This is a genomic window from Variovorax paradoxus (assembly GCA_016806145.1).
In the GTDB taxonomy this organism is placed as follows: domain Bacteria; phylum Pseudomonadota; class Gammaproteobacteria; order Burkholderiales; family Burkholderiaceae_C; genus Variovorax.
In genome coordinates, this window is sequence record CP063166.1 from 2,039,477 (window position 1) to 2,059,630 (window position 20,154).

Genomic DNA, 20,154 nt, shown 5'->3' on the forward strand with positions numbered 1-20,154 from the left:
CGCCGGGCACCCGGCGCGGGCGTGACAGGGCCCGCCCGGCTGCCGCGGGGGCGCAGCCGGTCAGGAGCGACGAAGGGACGGGGGGGCGGCGCTTACTGCGGCGACTGCTTCTTCTGCACGTTCCAGTACAGCACCCCCGGCGAGGGCAGCAGGCCGGTGATCACACCGCGGCGCACGGCCGTGGGTGCCCTGACTTCGCCCAGCGGCGCGAGCACACCGTTGTCGAGCACCAGCTGCTGGATCCGCGTCGCGATCTCCTTGCGCTGCGCGAGGTCGGTGGTGGCGATGAACTTCGACTTCAGCGTCTCGAGCTCGGGCACGGTGGGCCAGCCGAAGTAGCCCTGGTCGCCGTTGCCGGTCAGCGGGCTGTAGCCGATCGGGCTGCTCGCATCCACGCCGCCCCAGAAGGTGATGAAGGCATTCCAGCCGCCGTTCTCGGGCAGGTCCTTCTTGGTGCGCCGGGTCACCAGCGTGGCCCAGTCGGTGGTCTGCACGTCGACGTTGAAGCCGACCTGCTTGAGCAACTGGCCGTACACCGCCGGCAGCTTGTTCAGCGCGGGCGAGTCGCCCGGCAGCAGGATGACCACGGGCTTGCCGTCGTAGCCCGATTCCTTGAGCAGCTTGCGCGCTTCCTCGAACTGCGGCTTGCCGGTGTAGAAGCCGGTCTTGTCGCTCGCATAGGTCGAGCCGCAGAGGTAGATCGAGATGCAGGGCTTGTAGAAGTCGCGGAAGGTGGCCTGGGCGCGCAGCAGCGCCTCCTGGTTGATGGCGAGCATCGCGGCGCGCAGCGCCTTCGGGTTGTCGAAGGGCGGCACCTTGTGGTTGTAGACCACGGTGTAGGGGCCCGCGGGCATCACGTCGACCAGCTCGATCTTCTCGTTGGTACGCATGCCGGCATAACCCGAGCTGGGCACGGTCTCGAGCATGTCGACCTCGCCGTTGAGCAGCGCGTTGGCCTGCGTCTGCGGGTCGCGCAGCAGCACCCACTCGACGCGGTCCACGTGCACCACCTTGCCGCCGGCCAGGCCCGAGGCCGGTTCCTTGCGCGGCACGTAGGCCGTGTTCTTTCGGTAGACGATGCGGTCGCCGGGGCGGAAGTCCTCCTTGGCGAGCGTGAAGGGACCCGAGCCGATCATCTCCTCGATCTGCCGGTCGGCCGGCGTGTCAGCCACGCGCTTGGGCATGATGAAGGGCACCAGCGGATTGGGCTTGCCGAGCGCGTCGAGCACCACGCCGAAGGGCTGCTTGAAGCTCATGCGAAAGCCGTTCGGGCCCTCGGCTGCGATGCTGTCCATGGCCTCGTACATCTTCTGGCCCAGCGTGTCGCGCTTGGCCCAGCGTGCGAGCGAGGCGATCACGTCCTGCGAGGTGACCGGCGCGCCGTCGTGGAACTTCAGGCCCGGGCGCAGCGTGAAGGTCCAGACCTTGTTGTCGGCGCTCGCGCTGTACTTGTCGACCATCTGCGGCTTGATCGCACCCTTCTCGTCCATCGCGAACAGGGTGTCGTAGATCATCAGGCCGTGGTTGCGCGTGATGTTCGCCGTGGTCCAGATCGGGTCGAGGATCTTGAGGTCGGACGAGGGCACGGTGCGAAGCACCGTCTCGGCGCCGGCGCCGGCGCCGAAGGTCAGGGCCAGTGCCGACAGGGCGGCTGCCGCGGCGTGGCGCGGCGAGAGATGGAGTGCCATGGAGCCTTACTTCTTTCGGGAGGGAGCGGAGGACGGAGGAACGGGGGCAGGCGGCGATTCCTTGCTCTCGCGCAGTTGCTGCAGCAGGAATTCGAAGATGTCGCGCGTGCGCTCCTCGGAGTCGATGAGCTTGCGCAGGATGCGGTGCAGGCTGTCGACCTCCGCGGCGCTCAGCGTGTCGAGGAAGCGCAACTCCATCTCGTGGCCGAGGGGCTCGGCGCGCAGCACCATGTCGAGGCCGCTCTCGCTCAGGCACAGGCAGATCTGCCGCGCGTCCTCGGTGCCGACGTGGCGCTCGACCAGTTGGCGCTGCACCAGCGAGCTCACCAGCTTGGAGACCAGCGTCTTTTCGATGCCGCAGGTCTGCACCAACTGGCCGATGGTGATGCCGGGCGCGCCGCCGATCATGCGCAGCAGGCGCACGTCGCGGATCGAGATGCCGAGCTCGATCTCGTAGACCCGCGAGCCGCGGTCGCGCGTGCGCTCCGAGGCGATGTCCATCAGGACGTTGAGGTAGTCGGTCTTGAGTTGCAGCGGGGCGTGCATGAGCTTGTAGGAGAAATCTTCAATAGTTGAAATATTCAACTATCTTGGCGACCTATGCAAGCTCCGGGCCAGGTGGCGAGGGAAATCCCCTAGGACGGGGACTTCCGAGGGAAATCCGTGGAAAAGAGAGGCGGCGGACCTTCGAGCCCGCGCCCGGGCATCACCGATCCGGTGCGCCGGACGCACCGGCACAGCGCCCGGTGCATCCGCGCGCGCATCCGGTCAGGCCGCGTCGCGCCGCACGATCACCTGCCCGTTGCGCGCACCGCTGTGCGCCCCATCGCGCCAGGTCAGCGCGCCATTCACGATCACCGCCTCGATGCCCTCGGCCGCCTGCGTCGGCTCCTGGTAGTTCGCGGTGTCGCGCACGGTCTTCGCATCGAACACCACCACGTCCGCGTGGTGGCCGGGCTTGAGCGTGCCGCGCTCGTGCAGGCCGAAGTTGCGCGCCGTGAGGCCGGTCATCTTCCACACGGCGGTCTCGAGCGGGAACAGGCCGACGTCGCGGCTGTAGTGGCCCAGCACGCGCGGGAAGGTGCCCCACAGCCGCGGATGCGGCTTCTCGCCGAGCGGAATGCCGTCGGAGCCGATCATGGTCTCGTCGAAGGCGAGGATGCGCTGCACGTCGTCCTCGTCCATCATGAAATAGATCGCGCTGCCGGGCTGCAGCCGCTTGGCCGCCTCCTCGCCCGACACGCCCCAGTCGGCCGCGATGTCCTTGAGGTCGCGGCCCGCGCATTCGGGATGCGGCACGCTCGAGGCGATCAGCACGCGGCCGTCCATCATGCCGCGGTCGGTGCGGATCATGGTCGAGCCGGCCGTGTAGGGATAGCAGTCGAGGCCGATGCACTGGTGCTTCATCGCCTCCTGGATGAAGGGCAGCGTGACCTTGGTCTTGCCGTGGTTCTGCACGTTCTGCACCTTGTGGTGCGACACCACCACCGGGATGTCGAGCGCGCGGCCGATGGCGAAGGTCTCCTCGAGCGATTCCATCACGCGGTCGGCCTCGTCGCGCATGTGCGTCACGTAGAGCGCCTTGCGCGACGTGAGCGGGCGACCGACCTCGATGATCTCCTCGGTCGTGGCCTTCACCGCGGGCGGGTAGAAGGTGCCGGTCGACAGGCCGATGGCGCCGGCCTGCATCGCTTCCTCGACCAGCGCCTGCATGGCAGCGATCTCGCTCGCGGTGGCGGGGCGGTCGAGGTCGGCCATGGTCACGGCGCGCAGCGTCGAATGGCCCACCATCGCCGCCACGTTGACCGAGGAGGGCGTGGCGCGCAGCGCGTCGAGGTAGGCCGCGAAGGTGGTGAAGCGGCCCTCGACCGGCGAGTCGAGCAGGCTCAGCGGCATCGGCAGGTCCATGTCCTCGCGCAGCGGCGCGGCGCTGATGCCGCAGTTGCCCGCGATCACCGTGGTCACGCCCTGCGACACCTTGAACGGCATCTGCGCCTGCGACAGCACCGCCTGGTCGTCGTGCGTGTGCGAGTCGATGAAGCCCGGCGCCACGATGCGGCCCGTGGCGTCGAGCACCTGGTCGGCCGTGTGGCCGTCGAGCTGGCCGATGGCGGCGATGCGTCCGCCCGAGATGGCCACGTCGGCCTCGAAGCGCGGCGCCTTGGTGCCGTCGATCACGGTGCCGCCGCGGATCAGCAGGTCGTGGTGGGTGGGGTTCGACATCGCGTTTTTTCCTTTGTCTGTTGTGAGTGCGTGTTCAGCGGAAATGGCAGGCCACCAGGTGGCCCTCGGCCTCGCGCGGCGTGAGCACGGGCTGCTGCTCCTTGCACACGGCCTGCGCCATCGGGCAGCGGGTGTGGAAGCGGCAGCCCGAGGGCGGATTCGCGGGGCTCGGCGGATCGCCCTGCAGCAGCATGCGTTTGGCGGGCGTGCGCGGGTTGGGCACGGGCACCGCCGACAGCAGGATCTCGGTGTACGGATGACGCGGCGCCGAGAACAGCGTGTCGCGGTCCGCGATCTCGACGATGTGGCCCAGGTACATCACGGCCACGCGGTGGCTGATGTGGCGCACCACCGCGAGGTCGTGCGCGACGAACAGGTAGGCGATGCCGAATTCGGCCTGCAGGTCCATCAGCAGGTTCACCACCTGCGCCTGCACCGACACGTCGAGCGCCGACACCGGCTCGTCGCAGACGATCAGCTTGGGCTGCAGTGCCAGTGCGCGCGCGATGCCCAGCCGCTGGCGCTGCCCGCCCGAGAACTCGTGCGGATATTTCTTCGCCGCCTCGGGCCGCAGGCCCACGCGCGAGAACAGCCAGCGCACGCGCTCCTCGCGCGCGGCCGCGTCGGCCCCGCCGAAGTTGCGCAGCGGCTCGGCCACGATTTCACCCGCGGTCAGGCGCGGATTGAGCGAGGCGTAGGGGTCCTGGAAGATGATCTGCAGGTCGCGCCGCCGCTGGCGCATCTGCGAGGGCGACAGTCCCACCAGCTCCTCGCCGTCGAGCTGCACCGAGCCGGCGCTCGGCTCCACCAGCCGCAGCACCGACTTCGCGGTGGTCGTCTTGCCGCAGCCCGATTCGCCGACCAGCGCGAGCGTCTCGCCGCGGACCACCGAGAACGACACGCCATCGACCGCCTGGATCGGCGGCCGCGCCGGCCGCAGCCAGCGCTTGGGCGAAACATAGTGCTTGCGCAGCTCGTGCACGCGCAGCAGCGGCGTGGCATTGGTTGTCGTCGTCGTTGTCGTGCTCATGCCGCCACCTCCTGTTCGACCGAAGCCGTGGCCCAGCCTTCCTGCACCGCGAAGCAGGCCACCACGTGGCCGCCGTCGGCGTCGTTCGCATCGCCCTGGCGCGTGAGCCGCGGCGTCTCGTGCCGGCAGCGTTCGCGCGCCGAGGCGCAGCGCGCCGCGAAGGCGCAGCCGCGGCCCAGTTCGTGCGCGGCCGGCACCAGCCCCGGGATCTCGGTGAGCCGCGTGCTCGCGGTGTTCATCGCGGGCATCGAGGCCATCAGCGCGCGCGTGTAGGGATGCAGCGGCCGGTCGAACAGCTCGACCACCTCGGCCTCTTCCACTTTCTTGCCCGCGTACATCACGACCACGCGGTCGCAGCTCTCGGCCACCACGCCGAGGTCGTGCGTGATCATCACCACGCCCATGCCCAGCTCCTTCTGCAGCCGCTTGATGAGGTCGAGGATCTGCGCCTGGATCGTCACGTCGAGCGCGGTCGTGGGCTCGTCGGCGATCAGCACCTCGGGGTTGCAGGCCAGGGCCAGCGCGATCATCACGCGCTGGCGCATGCCGCCCGAGAGCTGGTGCGGGTACTCGTTCACGCGCCGCTCGGGCTCGGGGATCTGCACCAGCCGCAGCATCTCGACCGCGCGCTGCAGCGCCTCGGCGCGGCTGGCCTTCTGGTGCAGCTGCACCGTCTCGGCGATCTGCCGGCCCACGGTCAGCACCGGGTTCAGCGAGGTCATCGGCTCCTGGAAGATCATCGAGATGCGGTTGCCGCGGATCTGGCGCATCTCGCGCTCGCTCAGCTGCATCAGGTCGGTGCCGCGCAGCCGCACCGCGCCCGCGTGATGGGCCGGCGGCGTGGGCACCAGCCGCAGGATCGACAGCGCGGTCACGCTCTTGCCGCAGCCCGATTCGCCGACCACGCCGAGCGTGCGGCCGGCGCGCACGGTGTACGACACGCCGTCGACCGAGCGCACCACGCCGGCCAGCGTGTGGAAGTGGGTGCGCAGCGCGTCGACCTCGAGCAGCGGCTCGCCGGTCGCGAGCGCGACGCGGGACAGGGGAGTGGTCATGGGGCGTCGTCCCTCAGAGTTGGCGCGCCAGGCGCGGATCGAGCGCGTCGCGCAGCCCGTCGCCCACGAGGTTGATCGCGAGCACCGTGGCCGCGAGCAGCAGGCCCGGGTACAGGATGATGTGGAAGGCCACGGCGACGAAGTTGCGCCCCTCGGCCATCATGTTGCCCCAGCTCGGCGTCTGCGCGGGCACGCCCACGCCGAGGAAGGACAGCGCCGCCTCGGTCAGCACCGCGGCCGCCGCGACGAAGGTCGACTGCACGATCAGCGGCGCCACCATGTTGGGCAGCACGTGGCGCCACAGGATGGTCGGCAGCCGCGTGCCCACCGCATGCGCGGCCTCCACGAACAGCTGTTCGCGCAAGGTGAGCGCCAGCGAGCGCACCAGCCGCACCACGCGCGGTATCTCGGGAATGGTGATGGCCACGATCACGGTCGTGAGGCTGGCGCGCGTGACCGCCATCAGCGCGATCGCCAGCAGGATGCCGGGGATCGCCATCAGCCCGTCCATCACGCGCATCACGAAGCCGTCGATGCGGCGCACGAAGCCCGCCAGCAGCCCCAGCACGATGCCGAAGACGGTGGCCAGCACGGCGACCGAGGCGCCGACGATCATCGACACCTGGCCGCCCCACACCGCGCGGCTGAACACGTCGCGGCCCAGCGCGTCGGTGCCGAACCAGTGCTCGGCCGAGGGCGGCTGCATGCGCGCCAGCGGGTCGATGTCCTGCGGGTCGTGGGTGGCGATCCAGGGCGCGGCGATCGACAGCGCCGCCACCGCCAGCAGCAGCAGCAGGCCGACGATCAGCGTGGGGTGCTTGCGCAGCCAGCGGAAGCGCGGCGGGACGAAGGGCACGATGTCGGCCTCTGGCGGAGATGCTCCCCCGCCCGTTCGGGCTGAGCCCCCACCCGTTCGGGCTGAGCTTGTCGAAGCCTCGCGCCGCGCTTCGACAAGCTCAGCGTGAACGGTTGAGGGGGCCGCATGACCAATTGGGGGTACGTCGTGAACGGATGAAGGTTCATTCCGAGCCGGTTCTTCTCCGGAAGCGCTGGTCGATGCCAGATGCAATGCAGTGGACATGTTCAGTACTGGATGCGCGGATCGAAGAAGCGGTAGCTCAGGTCGATCAGCAGGTTGATCAGCACGTACACGCCGGCCGACAGCAGCAGCACGCTCTGGATCACGGGATAGTCGTGGCGCTGCACCGAATCGATGACCAGCCGGCCCACGCCGGGGATCGCGAACACCGTCTCGGTGACCACCACGCCGCCGATCAGCAGCGCGATGCCCACGCCCACCGTGGTGGCGATCGGAATGGCAGCGTTGCGCAGCGCATGGCCCAGCACCGGCAGCACGCCCAGGCCCTTGGCGCGCGCGGTGCGGATGTAGTCCTCGTGCAGCACCTCGAGCACGGTGGCGCGCGTCATGCGCGTCACCAGCGCGATGTAGACCAGCGCCAGGTTCACGCACGGCAGCACCAGGCCGAGTAGCCAGTCGGCCGGGCTCTGGCCGAAGCGCACGTAGCCCTGCACCGGAAACCACGGCAGCTGGATCGCGAAGGCGTAGATCAGCAGGTAGCCGACCAGGAACACCGGCACCGAGAAGGCCAGCACCGCGAACAGCATCACCAGCCGGTCGATCCAGGTGCCGGCGCGGTAGGCCGCGAGCGTGCCCAGCGGCACCGCCACCACCAGCGTGATCGCCATGGTGAGCACCGCGATCGACAACGTGGGCTCGAGCCGCTGCCCGAGCAGCTGCGACACCGGCACCTGCGTGAAGATCGAGGTGCCGAGGTCGCCGGTGGCGAGCCGGCCGAGCCACAGCGCGAACTGCTGCCACAGCGGCAGGTTGAGGCCGAGCGCGGCGCGCAGCTTCTCGATGTCCTCGCCGGTGGCGAGGTCGCCCGCGATCAGCGCGGCCGGATCGCCGGGCGAGAGGTGGATCAGCAGGAACACCACCACGGCGACCACCGCCATGACCGGGAGCGTCGAGAGGAACCGACGGAGGATGTAGCCCATGGCTTCGAGGTTCTCGTGGCTGGGGAGGAGGGCTTACTTGTCGAGCATCCAGACCGTCGGCATGCCGGCCCAGAGCTTGTCCACGCCCTTGAGGCTGGAGCGCGCGGCGAACGCGGCCGAGTACTGGCCCGCGTTGATGTAGGGCACGGCCTCGTAGGCGCGCGACTGGAAGGCGTCGAGCAGTTCCTTGCGCTTGGCCGGCACCGTCTCCTTGAGCCAGGCCGTGCGCAGCTCGTCGAGCTTCTTGTCGCAGGGCCAGCCCGGCAGGCTGTTGCCGCAGGCCGCGCTCAGGTAGGCGTTGGCGATCGGCGAGTTGGCGTCGAACTCGCCGGCCACCGTCACGTACATGTTCCAGCCGCCGGCCTCGGGCGCATCGCGCTTGGCGCGGCGCGCGCCGATCGAGGCCCAGTCCATGGTCTGCGCGTCGACGTTCAGGCCGATGCTGCGCATGGTCTGCGCGGCCATCAGCGCCTCGGCGTTGAGGTAGGGCACGTCGCTGGGCACCAGCAGCACCACCTTCTCGCCCTTGTAGCCGGCGTCGGCCAGCATCTTCTTGGCCTTGGCCACGTCGGCCTTGCGGAAGGGCTCGGCGCCGGCCGCGGTCTCGTTCGGGCTGCCGCAGATGAAGTAGGTGGCGCAGTAGCTCATGCGCATGTCGAGCGGATAGCCCATGGCCGCGACGAAGCGCTCCTGGCTCACCGCCTGCAGCAGCGCCTGGCGCACCTTCGGGTCGTTGAAGGGCGCGTGCAGCTGGTTCATCACCAGGAAGGCCTGGTAGGCACCGCCCGAGCCGATCTTGACGTTGCTGTCGGTGCGCAGCGGCGCGATGTAGTCGGGCGGCAGCTGCTCGACCAGGTCGACCTCGCCGCGCTTGAGCGCCGCGACCGCGCTGTTGGCGTCGGGCAGGTAGAGCCACTCCACGCGGTCGAAGCTGGTCTTCTTGCTGCCCGAGAGGCCGCTCGGCGGCTCGCTGCGCGCCACGTAGTTGGTGTTGCGCACGAACACCGCCTTGTTGCCCGGCACCCATTCGTCGCGCTTGAAGACGAACGGGCCCGAGCCCACGACCTCGGTCAGCGGCGCCGTGGCCGGCATCTTCGCAATGCGCTCCGGCAGGATCACCGGCGGAAAGCCCGAGGGCTTGGCCAGCCCGTCGAGCACCATGCCGAAGGGCTCGGTCAGCGTGAGCGTGAAGCTGTGGGCGTCGACCGCCTTCCATTCGGCGCCGCTGGTCACCATCGCGCGGCCCAGGCTGTCGCGCGCGGCCCAGCGCTGCAGCGAGGCGATGGCGTCGGCCGAGGTCACGGCGCTGCCGTCCGAGAACTTCAGGCCCGGGCGCAGCGTGAAGCTCCACTGCTTGCCGTCCTTCGAGGTGCTGTACTTCTCGACCATCTGCGGCTGCGGCTTGCCGTTCGCGTCCTGCGCGAACAGCGTGTCGTAGACCATGTAGCCGAAGTTGCGCGAGATGTAGGCCGTGGTGAAGGTCGGGTCGAGGATCTTCAGGTCGGCATGCGCGACCACGCGCAGCGTCTTGGGCTGCTGCTGGGCCGGCGCGTGCAGGCTCGCCGTGGCGAGGGCGAGTCCGCCGAGACAGGCGGCGAGAAGGCGGCGTGGTGAAGTCATCGCGGAACTCCGTGGGCTGAGGAAAAGGGAAGGGAACGAGGGAGAAAGAAAAAACGAAGCGTCAGGCCGTGGCGCCGATCGGCCACTTGGGCAGCCGCGCCTTGCGGTAGGGCAGGGTGCTGAGGTCGAGCGTGACCGCGCCCGGCGCACCCGCATAGATCACGTGCTTGGCGACCTTCGAGTAGGAGGCATAGAAGTGCTGCGAGGACTTCACCACCACGATCTTCTTGGCCGCCAGGTCGCAGCCCAGTTGCGTGAAGAGGTCGGTGCCCATCGCCTGGTTGCGCAGCGTGATCAGCACGATCTCGATGCCGTTGGCTTCCACCAGCGCGCTGTCGCCCATCAGCACCGGCGTGCCCGCCAGGCCGGTCATCACCAGGTCGCGCTGCAGCGCCTTCACCGTGCACTCGAGGTCGATCGGGTCGCCCGAGAGCGGGCTGATCTTGCCGCCGATGCGCATCGTGAGCTTCGCGCCCACGCCCGCGTCGAAGGCGATGCGCACCGCGATCGGGTCCCACATCGGGCCCAGCGCCGCATTGGTGATGCCGCGCTCGACCATGCGGCGCAGGATGAAGGTCGAATCGCTGGCCGCGCCGCCGCCGGGATTGTCGGCGCCATCGGCCAGCACCACCGGGCCGCCGTCGAAGGCCAGCGCCGCGTCGAGCGAGGCGTCGATGCCGGGGTAGGGGACCGTGAGCGCGTCGCGCATCGCGATCACCTCGTCGGCCAGCTGGCGCGCCAGGGCCTGCGCCTTGGCCGCGTCGCCGTCGGTGTAGACCAGCAGCTTGGTGCCCATCTCGGGCACGTCGCCCCACGAGAAGCCGTGCGTGAGCGAGACCGAGAGCACGCCGTCCTTGCCCTCGAGCGACTGCATGCGCTCGACGAAGCCGCGCGCCGGCTGGCGCGAGGTGTGGACCGTCACGATCATGTCGCAGTCGACCATCGCGGCGACCGGCTTCACCTTGCCCTCGACCTGCGCCGCGCAGATGTCGACCAGCTCCATGCCGCGCTCGAGCACGTCGGTGTGCGGGTACTCCTTGAACGAGATCATCAGGTCGGCGTTGGCCACCATCTCGGGCGTGAGGTGGTTGTGCGGATCGAGTTCGGCGCCGATCACCACCTTCGGGCCCACGATCTCGCGCACCCGCTTCAGCAGGTCGCCTTCGCAGTCGTCGTAGCCGTCGGCCACCATCGCGCCGTGCAGGCCCAGCAGCACCATGTCGACCGGCAGCACCGCGCGCAGGTCGGCCAGCAGCTCGTCGCGCAGCGTCTCGTAGGCGTGGCGCGTGGTCGTGCCGCTGGGCTGCGCGCCGGCCACCATGCCTTCGAACAGCGTCCAGCCGCGCTCCTTGCCGCGGATGCGCGCGGCCCACAGCGGGCCCGAGAACAGCGTCATCGCTTCGGGATGCTTGCCGGCGGGGAAGTAGCCGCGGTCCTTGAACGAGGCCAGGCCCGTGGGCATGGGCGCGAAGGTGTTGGTTTCGGTGGCGAGGGAGGCACTGAAGACACGCATGGGGTTTCTCTTGTTCTCGGGGTGGAGGGAAGAAGGAAGGAAAGAGGGCGTTGCCGCGTCAGGCCGCGACCTTGCTGCGCAGCCGCTGCGGCCCGAGCATCTCGGCCGTGAGCCCGAAGCCCGCGATGCGCTCGGGCAGCGGCAGCCCGCGTGCCAGCGCCGCGCAGGCTTCGCCCATCGCGGCCGAGGTCTGGATGCCGTAGCCGCCCTGCGCCGCGACCCAGAAGAAGCCCGGCGCCTCGGGATCGAAGCCGCCGACCAGGTCGCCGTCGGCCACGAAGGAACGCAGGCCGGCCCAGGTGCGCGTGGGGCGGCGGATCGAGAGCGTGGTCACCTGCTCGATGCGGTCGATCGCGATCGCGATGTCGAGCTCCTCGGGCTGGATGTCCTGCGGCTCCACCGGGTCGGCATTGGCCGGCGAACCGAGCAGCATGCCGGCATCGGGCTTGATGTACCAGTCCTCCTCGGCGCCGAACACCATGGGCCAGCGCGCGGCCGTCGCGGCCTCGCCCTCGGGCGGCGCGAAGATGAAGGCCGAGCGCCGGCGCGGCTCGATGCCGATGGGCGGCACGCCCGCGAGCCGAGCCACCGTGTCGACCCAGGCGCCCGCCGCATTGAGCAGCACCGGTGCCTCGTAGCTGCGCCCGCCGGCCTGCACGCGCCAGACCTCGCCCACGCGCTCGATGGCCGTCACGCCCGCATCGCACACCAGTTGCCCGCCCGCGCGCCGCATGCCGCGCAGGTAGCCCTGGTGGATCGCATGCACGTCCATGTCGGCCGCATCGGGTTCGTAGACCGCGCCGATCACCTGCTCGGGCCGCAGCGCCGACACCATCGCGCATGCTTCGTCGGCACCGAGCCGGCGCGGATCGCCGGGCATGCCCTGCAGCACCTGCCAGTGTTCTTCGAGCTGCGCCTCCTGGCCCGGGCCCGCGATCATCATCGCGCCGCGCGGCGTGAGCAGCGGATGCTCGGCGAAGCCAGGCGGCGGGTTCTCGAGAAAGGCGCGGCTCGCCATCGTGAGCGCGCGCACCTGCGGCGTGCCGTAGCTCTCCATGAAGAGCGCCGCCGAGCGGCCCGTGGAGTGGTAGCCGGGCTGGTTCTCGCGTTCGAGCAGGATCACGCGGGCATGCGGCGCGAGCCAGTGCGCCACCGAGGCGCCGGCGATGCCGCCGCCGATCACGAGGAAGTCGGCGGTGGCGGTGGTGTGTTCGGTCGTTGTCATCGCGGCGGAGTGTAGGAACAAATTTGCGTATCCGCAAATTATCGAAAGCCCTGAGTTCCTTTCGCATCGTCTCGTGCAGAGTGAGGACGCGGCGAGGGGCCCAGGACGTTCGTTGCACCATGGCGGTGAAATTTGCGTACTTGCAATTTGCGCATACGCAAATTCCGGGCCCGGCCGCGGCGGCCCGGCGGTGGAGCGGCAACGGACGGACTGGCAGAATCCTGCGCATCACAAGAGAGAGCCAAGCGTGAATCCACATACAGGGACCAAGCAGGCGGCGAAGCCGAAGGAGGCCGCGCCCACGCTGGACCGCACCACTTTCGGTTATCGCCTGCGCACCGCGCGCAAGCGGTTCGGCTGGACGCTGGCGCAACTGGCCGAGCGTTCGGGCGTGTCGATCACCACCATCTCGCGCGCCGAGCGCGGCCAGCTCGCGCTGGGCTACGAGAACTTCACTGCCCTGGGCCGCGCGCTCGACATGGACATGAACGCCATGTTCGCGGGCGCCGGCGTCAAGCCCGCGCAGTTCGACGGCCCCGTGGTCACGCGCGCCGGCAAGGGCGTGGTGTACCGCGGCCTATCGATCGCCTACGAGTTCCTCGGCACCACCGCCGCCGGCAAGCAGATGAGCCCCATCGTCGGCGTGGTGCACGCGCGGCGCATCCATGGCCCCGAGGACTTCGTGCGCCACTCGGGCGAGGAATTCGCCTATGTGCTCTCGGGCGAGATCGAGGTGCACTTCGACAACGGCGAGGTGGTGCGGCTGGGGCGGGGGGATTCGCTCTATTTCGACAGCCGGCTCGGGCATGCGTACATCAGCGTGAGCCGGCAGCTGGCGAAGATCGTGGGGATGACGATCGGGGAGAGCGGGCACATGAAGTCGGCGCGGGAGGCGCCGGAGGTGGAAGCCGTGGAGGCGGTGGCGAAGAAGAAGGGACGCGCCAGCAAAGCTTGACGGCGGCGCAATGCCGACCGGCGGCCCGGGTCTATCCGGGCCCGAACTCCCATCTAATTCTCGCCGCGTAGCATCCGCGCCGCCCACGATGAAGCGATGCGCCGTACGCAAACCCGGCCGGGCAGGATGGACGAATGAACACGAGAAACAAGATCGCGACGCTGCTGGTCGTCGCGGCTGCTGCCGTTGGCGCGGCCTTTGCCTATGCGTGGGAGCCGGCCATCGCGGCCTTGCCCGCGCCACCGCCGCCCGGCGGCGACCAGGCGCTGCTGGTGCGAGGCTCGCACGTGGCCAGCACGGGCGACTGCATGGTGTGCCATACGGCCGCCAACGGCAAACCCTTCGCGGGTGGCCTGCCGCTCAACACGCCCTTCGGCACGATCTACAGCACCAACATCACGCCCGACGCCGAGACCGGCATCGGCACCTGGTCGCTCGAGGCCTTCACCCGCGCCATGCGCGCAGGCGTGTCGCGCGACGGGCACCTGCTGTACCCGGCCTTTCCCTATCCGCACTTCACGCGGATGTCGGATGACGACATCGGCGCGCTCTATGCGTACGTGATGGCGCGCACGCCGGTGCATGCGCCGGCCAAGGCCAACCAGCTCACGTTCCCGCTCGGCTTTCGGCCGCTGGTCGCGGGCTGGAACCTGCTGTTCCTGCAGAAGGGCCCGCTGCCCGCGCCCGGCACGGCGCAGTCCGACGAATGGTTGCGCGGCCGCTATCTGGTGGAGGGCGCGGCGCACTGCGCGGCCTGCCACACGCCGATGAACCTGCTCGGCGCCGAGAAGGGCAACCAGCCCTTCGCGGGCAACCTCATCGACGGCTGGGAAGCGCCGCCGCTGAATGCGCTGGCCAGCGCGCCCAGGCCGTGGACGAAGGAGCAGCTCGTGTCCTACCTGCGCACCGGCCTCGCGAGCGAACACGGCGCGGCCGCGGGGCCGATGCTGCCGGTGACGCAGCACCTGGCCGACGTGCCTGAGTCGGACGTGCGCGCGATCGCGACCTACATCATGGGCCTGCAGCCCGCGGCACAGGCCGAGCCGGCCAAGGCGGCTGCGTCCGCCTCGGTCGCCGCCGCGGCCGTGCCCGCGGGCCAGCGCGTCGATGCCGGAGCCGCGCTGTTCAACGGCTCATGCGCCGGCTGCCATGGCGGCGCGGCGCCCATGCGCACCATCGGCGACCGGCCCGCGCTCGGCCTGAGCACCGCAGTCAATGCCGACAGCGCGCGCAACGCCATCAACCTGGTGCTGGGCGGCAACCCGTGGGGCGGTTCGGCATCGGCGCACTACATGCCGCCATTTGCCGATGTGCTGAGCGACGAGCAGATCGCCGAGGTGCTGCGCTACGTGCGCGCCAGCGCCACGCAGCGCCCGGCCTGGCCCGATCTGCAGAACGAGGTTGCGAAGGTCCGCAAGGAGAAGGAGGCACTGCCGAAATGATCACGCTCACCGTCAACGGCGTCGACCACGCGCTCGACATCGATCCCTCCATGCCGCTGCTGTACGCACTGCGCAACCACCTCAAGCTCAATGGCGCCAAGTACGGCTGCGGCCTCGGCCAGTGCGGCGCGTGCACCGTGATCGTCGACAAGCGCCCCGTGTTCTCGTGCCTGATGCCGGTGTCGGCGGTGGGCAAGCGCGCGGTGCGCACCATCGAGGGCCTGGGCAGCGCCGACAAGCCGGCGCCGATCCAGCAGGCCTTCATCGAGCAGCAGTCGGCCCAGTGCGGTTACTGCATCGCCGGCATGGTGATGCGCGCGCAGGCGCTGCTCGACGAGCGCCCGGGCGCCGACGAGGAAGAGATCCGCCAGCACATGCAGCCCAACCTCTGCCGCTGCGGCACCCACATGCGCATCGTGGCCGCGATCGTCGATGCGTCGAAGACGCTGGCCGGCACCGCGCGACAAGGAGCATCGCGATGAGCCGCCCCGCACGGCGGCATGACGCCGCGCTGCGCAACCCGAGCCGGCGCCACTTCTTGGCCGCGGGTTCGCTCACCGTGAGCTTCTCGCTCTGGCCCGGCGCCGCCGCGCTGGCCCAGCAGGGCAAGCAGGCTACCGAGGCGGGCGCGCCCAGCGCGCTCGATGCCGGCACCGCCAAGCTGCCGGGCGACCTCACCGGCACGCCCATGCTCGACGCCTGGATCCGCATCGACGAGCAGGGCCGCATCACCGTGTGGACCGGCAAGGCCGAGCTCGGCACCGGCATCCGCACCGCCTTCACGCAGATCGCCGCCGAGGAACTGGGCGTGGCCTTCGAGGCGGTGCACCTGGTGACGGCCGACACTGCCGTCACGCCCAACGAGGGCTACACGGCCGGCAGCCATTCCACCGCCGACAGCGGCACCGCCATCCTCAACGCGGCGGCGCAGGTGCGCGTGCTGCTCGTGGGCTCGGCCGCCGGCAAGCTCGGCGTGGCGGCCGACACCCTCAGGTTGCGCGATGGCGTCATCTCCGCCCCCGACGGCCGCACCCTGAGCTACGGCCAGGCCGTGAGCGGCCTCGACCTGCACCGGCGCGCCGAGCCGCGCTCCGAGCTGGTCGATCCGAAGCAGCACCGCGTCATCGGCCAGTCGCGCCGGCGGCTCGACATCCCGGGCAAGGTCACCGGTGGCGCGAGCTACGTGCAGGACATGCGCCTGCCGGGCATGGTGCATGCGCGCATGGTGCGGCCGCCGTCGTATGGCGCCGTGCTGACCGGCGTCGACAGCGCGGCCGTCGAGAAGATGCCGGGCGTCGTCAAGGTGGTGCGCGACGGCAGCTTCCTGGCCGTGGTGGCGCAGGACGAGTGGCAGGCCATCCAGGCCATGCGCGCGCTCACCGAGGCCGCGCGCTGGCAGGAGAGCGCCTCGCTGCCCACGCCGGCCACCATTTACGACACGTTGATGAAGCTGCCCCGGCAGGAGATCCACGTCGGTGACCGCCATGGCGAGACCGTGCCCGCGGCCAAGACCCTGCATGCGCGCTTCACCAAGCCCTACCTCGCGCATGCGTCGATCGGCCCCTCGTGCGCCGTCGCGCAGTTCGATGCGCAGGGCAAGCTCACCGTGTGGACCCATTCGCAGGGCGTGTTCCCGATGCGCGGCGCGCTGTCGGAGCTGCTCTCGATGAAGCCCGAGGACATCCGCTGCGTGCACGTCGAAGGCTCGGGCTGCTACGGCCACAACGCCGCCGACGATGCCGGCGCCGAGGCCGCGCTCATCGCGCGCGCCGTGCCGGGACGGCCGGTGCGGCTGCAATGGATGCGCGAGCACGAGTTCACCTGGGAGCCTTTCGGCCCCGCGATGGTCACCGACGTGAAGGCCTCGCTCGACGCCAGCGGCCGCGTGGTCGACTGGCAGTACGAGATCTGGAGCAACTCGCACAACCAGCGCCTGGACAACGCCGGGCGCTTCATCTCCGCGCAGTACCTCGCCAGGCCCTTCACGCCGGCCCCGCCCAAGCCCATTCCCATGCCCGAGGGCGGCGGCGACCGCAACAGCCTGCCGCTGTACAACTTCGCCAACTACAACGTCGAGCACCACTTCCTGCCCGACATGCCGGTGCGTGTGTCGGCCATGCGCGGGCTCGGCGCGTACATGAACGTCTTCACCATCGAGAGCTTCATGGACGAGCTGGCCGCCGCCGCGGGCGCCGATCCGGTGGAGTTCCGGCTGCGCCACCTCGACGACCCGCGCGGGCGCGACGTCGTGCAGCTCGCGGCGAAGAAGTTCGGCTGGGACCCCCAGCGCAAGCGCGTGCCGAACCGCGGCGTGGGCTTCTCATTCGCCCAGTACAAGAACCTGATGAGCTACCTCGCGCTGGCGGTCGAGGTGTCGATCGTGCCGGAGACCGGCGAGATCCGCATCGAGCGCGCCATCGCGGCCATCGACTGCGGCCAGGTCGTCAACCCCGACGGCGTGCGCAACCAGGTCGAGGGCGGCATCCTGCAGTCGGCCAGCTGGACCCTGTACGAGCAGGTGCAGTACGACGCCCAGCGCATCCGCAGCTACGACTGGAGCCGCTATCCGATCATGCGGTTCTCGGACGTGCCGCGGAAGGTGGAGGTGCACATCATCGATCGGCCTGGTGCGCCGTTTCTGGGGACCGGCGAAGCTTCGCAGGGGCCGGCGCCTGCGGCGTTGGGGAATGCGATTGCGGATGCTACGGGGCGGAGGTTGCGGGGGTTGCCGTTGGCGGCGGGGCGGAGGTTGAAGGAATACAGGCAGGGTTGAGGCTGGGGGAGGTTGGCGGCGGGCGCCACGTTTGTGAGGCTTTGCCCAAATAGATTGCTACTCGGGCCAGCGTGCGCAAACGATCTCTAGCCTGAAGTTTCTTTGAAAGGGCGCAGCTCCATTTGTTTGCTGTGCATCGTCAGCAGGGGGAAGGCTGCTTCGCAGCGGCAGCGGTAGTTCGCACCTACCAAGCGAGCTCACGCTTTCCGCTCCGAACCCGCCGCTCGTGCAGCGGAGGTCGGCGACAGCCTTCGAGTTATGTCTCTCTTCCTTTATGAGGCACTGGTTAAAAAAACGTGAGGGCCAACTATTCGCGGAGTGTCTTGAACATCTCGCGAACTTCATCGTCAGTAACCACCTCTGCTTGACTCGCCGCCGTTGACTTGGAATACCCGCCGCCTTCATATTCCGGCTCTCGCTCCTCGCGTTCGCTTATCGTTTCGTCGATCAAAGCGATGGTGCGCGCAAAGTCAAGGCCGTATTGCTGGGCCAACTCGGTCAAAGAAGTTCGCAAGTCGTTCAGTTCACTGGTATCGGTGCAGTCATCAATGTCATACCGAACGCCTTCACTCCGGTAGTGCGTCAGGGCTTCGCTCAGTTGCTGCTCATCCCGATGTGACCATTCCAGCGCAGAGTCCGGGAACTGAAGCAAGGCCAACCAGTCAGACGCGCTCGCCATTTCGAGGTGGCCGAGCAGCCCGTCCAGCACTGTGCGATGGATGGATTGGCCCCCCTGGCTCAGATACCAGGTGCGCTCTTTCATTGATTCCAGGGCGTTGAGCGTGTCTCGAAAGTCGATGCTCCGCTTTCCCCAACGATCGACGAGGTGCGTTCCATACTCTTCGCACAGGCGGAGAAGCCCTCGGTCCTGCAGCGCTTCGCAAATCTCGACGAGCTTCGTCAAGCGGGCTTCTTCAGCCGTGTCGATCGAAGATCCGAAGATCCCCTTCGCCGTTTTCTCCCATCGTGTCGACTCGCCATACAAGACCTGCTTCAACGCCGACTTAAAGCGCGTGGCATCGGCAGCTATCGCGGCGCGCAGCGGCTGGTCAGGTCGCTCGATCGCCAAGTCCCAGACGTTCGCAAGCTGTCTGAACCGGATCGTGTCAGCCGCAAGATTGAAGGCAATTGCCGGTGTGCGACAGATGACGCTGGCGGCGAAGTCCCGGATGGACGGGTTGATGAATTCGGCATACCCCGAGCGGTATGACAGGAAGGCGCCGTCGAGTTCTTGAAGCGCCGTGCGAAAGTCGCCGGGGCTATGCGGCCGGTTGTAGCGTTCCGAATTTCCTCGATGAATTGCCTCGAAAGCGGGTTCGAGGTCCACCACATCAACCCGCTGACCAAGGCTATAGAGCGCCAACAAAAGGTCGCGTCCAGCGTCGGAAATTTGCGTCGCGAATGCATGAGACCACAGGCCCTCAGGCGACTGAAGTAGCGCCGTGATGCGTGGCTTGTACTGCTCCGACGGCGGTGATTGCAGACGGGTCAGCGATGCCAGCCATTCGACCAAGCGCGGATTGAATTGGTCGTGCTTGATGATCTCAAGGAAAAAGTCATCCTGCAGGATCACGTCCTTGTACGCGAGGGGAAGATCGCTGAAATACAAGTGGTTGTAGAGAATTCTGGCGCGTTGCCCGAAGGAATAGTCGCCCAGTCCCAGCACGCAGCGGTGAGCCATCATCGTGCTGTGCAGAAAGCGCTCCGAAATCTGGAACGCGCGGCGCAGGATGTGCTCTCGCGTGGTTAAGACGAACCTGCTGTACGGCGTGTTACGCACCATGTCCATGAAGTTCACCAAGGCTGCATCGTGGTTGCTGCCGAGATAGGTGCGTTGGTCACCGAGGAACGTTTGGCCAAGAAAGTCGTCGTAGTAAAAAATCTGCTTGCTTTGCTGACGAAAGAGCCGCTTGCCCTCGCCCACGTCGGTTTGCATCACGATGGGCTGGTAGCCGTCTTCCAGATGGGCGTATAGCAGCATCTCGGCCAGAGTCGTCTTGCCAATGCCGGGAACCCCTGAAATGACGACGACCCGATGTTCGTCCAGTAGCTGCTGAGCGCGCGGGAACGCCTTGTTCTGAACGAACACAGGCAACTTACGCCGGATACGCTCGACTTCAAATTCGGTCTGCGAGATTTCGGCGTTGTGCAACACGCGATCCAATACCGTCGCGCTCGTGAGCCAGAGCTTGAAGTTGGCGCGTTCGATATCGGGGTGGCGGCTCAACAGGCCGTTCAGATCGCCGGCACCGATGACATCGGCTGGCCCCAGGATGAAAGGCCGGAGAAGCACGATCAGCTTGTCCTTGTCGGCCGGTGAAAGCGGCAGCGAAGTTACAAGGACATAGCGCTGTGGGCGAAGCCGCTCCACCTTGGGAAGCTCAGTGCTACGCAGATGCGACAGCAAATTGCTGATGGACGACGACGCGTAGTGCTTGCACTGCACGATTGTCGTGCCGCCCGTCAGCGGGGCGTAGCGGAGATCAATGCCTTGATCGCGCCCGCTCTTGAAAGCCTCCAGCGCGACCTTCCACTCGGCCTGCAGCAAATCCCTGGTCAGCTCTTCGAAATCCAGGGGAGACAGCGATTTGTAGTCATAGCGGCTCATTCA

15 protein-coding genes are annotated in these 20,154 nt (G+C 68.4%); 4 read left to right on the forward strand and 11 right to left on the reverse strand.

The window, feature by feature from the left end:
* Positions 1-92: 92 nt before the first annotated feature.
* The 10 genes from INQ48_09295 to INQ48_09340 all read right to left on the reverse strand — a co-directional run bounded on the left by INQ48_09295 (position 93) and on the right by INQ48_09340 (position 12,373).
* Positions 93-1,688, reverse strand: coding sequence for an ABC transporter substrate-binding protein (locus INQ48_09295; protein QRF59393.1), 1,596 nt, complete (start codon positions 1,686-1,688; stop codon positions 93-95).
* A 6-nt stretch (positions 1,689-1,694) separates the two neighbouring features.
* Positions 1,695-2,234 carry a MarR family transcriptional regulator gene (locus INQ48_09300; protein ID QRF59394.1) on the reverse strand — a complete coding sequence of 180 codons (540 nt, stop codon included), beginning with the start codon at positions 2,232-2,234 and terminating at the stop codon, positions 1,695-1,697.
* Between the two features lie 222 nt (positions 2,235-2,456).
* Entirely contained in the window at positions 2,457-3,911 is a 1,455-nt protein-coding gene (locus INQ48_09305) for a D-aminoacylase (protein ID QRF59395.1), read from the reverse strand.
* Between the two features lie 34 nt (positions 3,912-3,945).
* Complete coding sequence (locus INQ48_09310; protein QRF59396.1) at positions 3,946-4,941, reverse strand: dipeptide ABC transporter ATP-binding protein; 996 nt, start codon at positions 4,939-4,941, stop codon at positions 3,946-3,948.
* Positions 4,938-5,996 carry an ABC transporter ATP-binding protein gene (locus tag INQ48_09315; protein QRF59397.1) on the reverse strand — a complete coding sequence of 353 codons (1,059 nt, stop codon included), beginning with the start codon at positions 5,994-5,996 and terminating at the stop codon, positions 4,938-4,940. Before INQ48_09315 ends, INQ48_09310 begins: the two co-directional genes overlap by 4 nt.
* A gap of 13 nt (positions 5,997-6,009) precedes the next feature.
* On the reverse strand, positions 6,010-6,855 hold the full coding sequence (locus tag INQ48_09320) for an ABC transporter permease (protein QRF60671.1): 846 nt from the start codon (positions 6,853-6,855) through the stop codon (positions 6,010-6,012).
* Between the two features lie 224 nt (positions 6,856-7,079).
* Positions 7,080-8,015, reverse strand: coding sequence for an ABC transporter permease (locus INQ48_09325; protein ID QRF59398.1), 936 nt, complete (start codon positions 8,013-8,015; stop codon positions 7,080-7,082).
* A 33-nt stretch (positions 8,016-8,048) separates the two neighbouring features.
* Entirely contained in the window at positions 8,049-9,635 is a 1,587-nt protein-coding gene (locus INQ48_09330) for an ABC transporter substrate-binding protein (protein QRF59399.1), read from the reverse strand.
* Positions 9,636-9,696: 61 nt separating this feature from the next.
* Positions 9,697-11,148 (reverse strand): M81 family metallopeptidase, encoded by a 1,452-nt coding sequence (locus INQ48_09335; GenBank protein QRF59400.1) that lies wholly within the window; start codon positions 11,146-11,148, stop codon positions 9,697-9,699.
* Between the two features lie 58 nt (positions 11,149-11,206).
* On the reverse strand, positions 11,207-12,373 hold the full coding sequence (locus tag INQ48_09340; GenBank protein ID QRF59401.1) for an FAD-binding oxidoreductase: 1,167 nt from the start codon (positions 12,371-12,373) through the stop codon (positions 11,207-11,209).
* Between the two features lie 247 nt (positions 12,374-12,620).
* On the opposite strand from INQ48_09340, the gene INQ48_09345 reads away from it, so the two are divergent.
* From INQ48_09345 to INQ48_09360, 4 genes are all read left to right on the forward strand, one after another.
* Complete coding sequence (locus tag INQ48_09345) at positions 12,621-13,328, forward strand: cupin domain-containing protein (GenBank protein QRF59402.1); 708 nt, start codon at positions 12,621-12,623, stop codon at positions 13,326-13,328.
* Positions 13,329-13,462: 134 nt separating this feature from the next.
* The gene (locus tag INQ48_09350; GenBank protein QRF59403.1) at positions 13,463-14,770 is read left to right on the forward strand and encodes a cytochrome c; all 1,308 of its coding nucleotides are present in this window, start codon (positions 13,463-13,465) and stop codon (positions 14,768-14,770) included.
* On the forward strand, positions 14,767-15,252 hold the full coding sequence (locus tag INQ48_09355) for a (2Fe-2S)-binding protein (protein ID QRF59404.1): 486 nt from the start codon (positions 14,767-14,769) through the stop codon (positions 15,250-15,252). The genes INQ48_09350 and INQ48_09355 overlap by 4 nt, the downstream gene beginning before the upstream one ends.
* On the forward strand, positions 15,249-17,543 hold the full coding sequence (locus tag INQ48_09360) for a xanthine dehydrogenase family protein molybdopterin-binding subunit (GenBank protein QRF59405.1): 2,295 nt from the start codon (positions 15,249-15,251) through the stop codon (positions 17,541-17,543). Before INQ48_09355 ends, INQ48_09360 begins: the two co-directional genes overlap by 4 nt.
* 307 nt (positions 17,544-17,850) lie before the next feature.
* On the opposite strand, the gene INQ48_09365 is transcribed toward INQ48_09360, so the two are convergent.
* On the reverse strand, positions 17,851-20,151 hold the full coding sequence (locus INQ48_09365; GenBank protein QRF59406.1) for a restriction endonuclease: 2,301 nt from the start codon (positions 20,149-20,151) through the stop codon (positions 17,851-17,853).
* Between the last annotated feature and the right edge of the window lie 3 nt (positions 20,152-20,154).

Excerpts from the sequence above, each read along its gene's own strand:
- INQ48_09295 (QRF59393.1), bottom strand. The coding sequence starts at position 1,688 with ATGGCACTCCATCTCTCGCCGCGCCACGCCGCGGCAGCCGCCCTGTCG.
- INQ48_09300 (QRF59394.1), bottom strand. The coding sequence starts at position 2,234 with ATGCACGCCCCGCTGCAACTCAAGACCGACTACCTCAACGTCCTGATG.
- INQ48_09305 (QRF59395.1), bottom strand. The coding sequence starts at position 3,911 with ATGTCGAACCCCACCCACCACGACCTGCTGATCCGCGGCGGCACCGTG.
- INQ48_09310 (QRF59396.1), bottom strand. The coding sequence starts at position 4,941 with ATGAGCACGACAACGACGACGACAACCAATGCCACGCCGCTGCTGCGC.
- INQ48_09315 (QRF59397.1), bottom strand. The coding sequence starts at position 5,996 with ATGACCACTCCCCTGTCCCGCGTCGCGCTCGCGACCGGCGAGCCGCTG.
- INQ48_09325 (QRF59398.1), bottom strand. The coding sequence starts at position 8,015 with ATGGGCTACATCCTCCGTCGGTTCCTCTCGACGCTCCCGGTCATGGCG.
- INQ48_09330 (QRF59399.1), bottom strand. The coding sequence starts at position 9,635 with ATGACTTCACCACGCCGCCTTCTCGCCGCCTGTCTCGGCGGACTCGCC.
- INQ48_09335 (QRF59400.1), bottom strand. The coding sequence starts at position 11,148 with ATGCGTGTCTTCAGTGCCTCCCTCGCCACCGAAACCAACACCTTCGCG.
- INQ48_09340 (QRF59401.1), bottom strand. The coding sequence starts at position 12,373 with ATGACAACGACCGAACACACCACCGCCACCGCCGACTTCCTCGTGATC.
- INQ48_09350 (QRF59403.1), top strand. The coding sequence starts at position 13,463 with ATGAACACGAGAAACAAGATCGCGACGCTGCTGGTCGTCGCGGCTGCT.
- INQ48_09355 (QRF59404.1), top strand. The coding sequence starts at position 14,767 with ATGATCACGCTCACCGTCAACGGCGTCGACCACGCGCTCGACATCGAT.
- INQ48_09360 (QRF59405.1), top strand. The coding sequence starts at position 15,249 with ATGAGCCGCCCCGCACGGCGGCATGACGCCGCGCTGCGCAACCCGAGC.
- INQ48_09365 (QRF59406.1), bottom strand. The coding sequence starts at position 20,151 with ATGAGCCGCTATGACTACAAATCGCTGTCTCCCCTGGATTTCGAAGAG.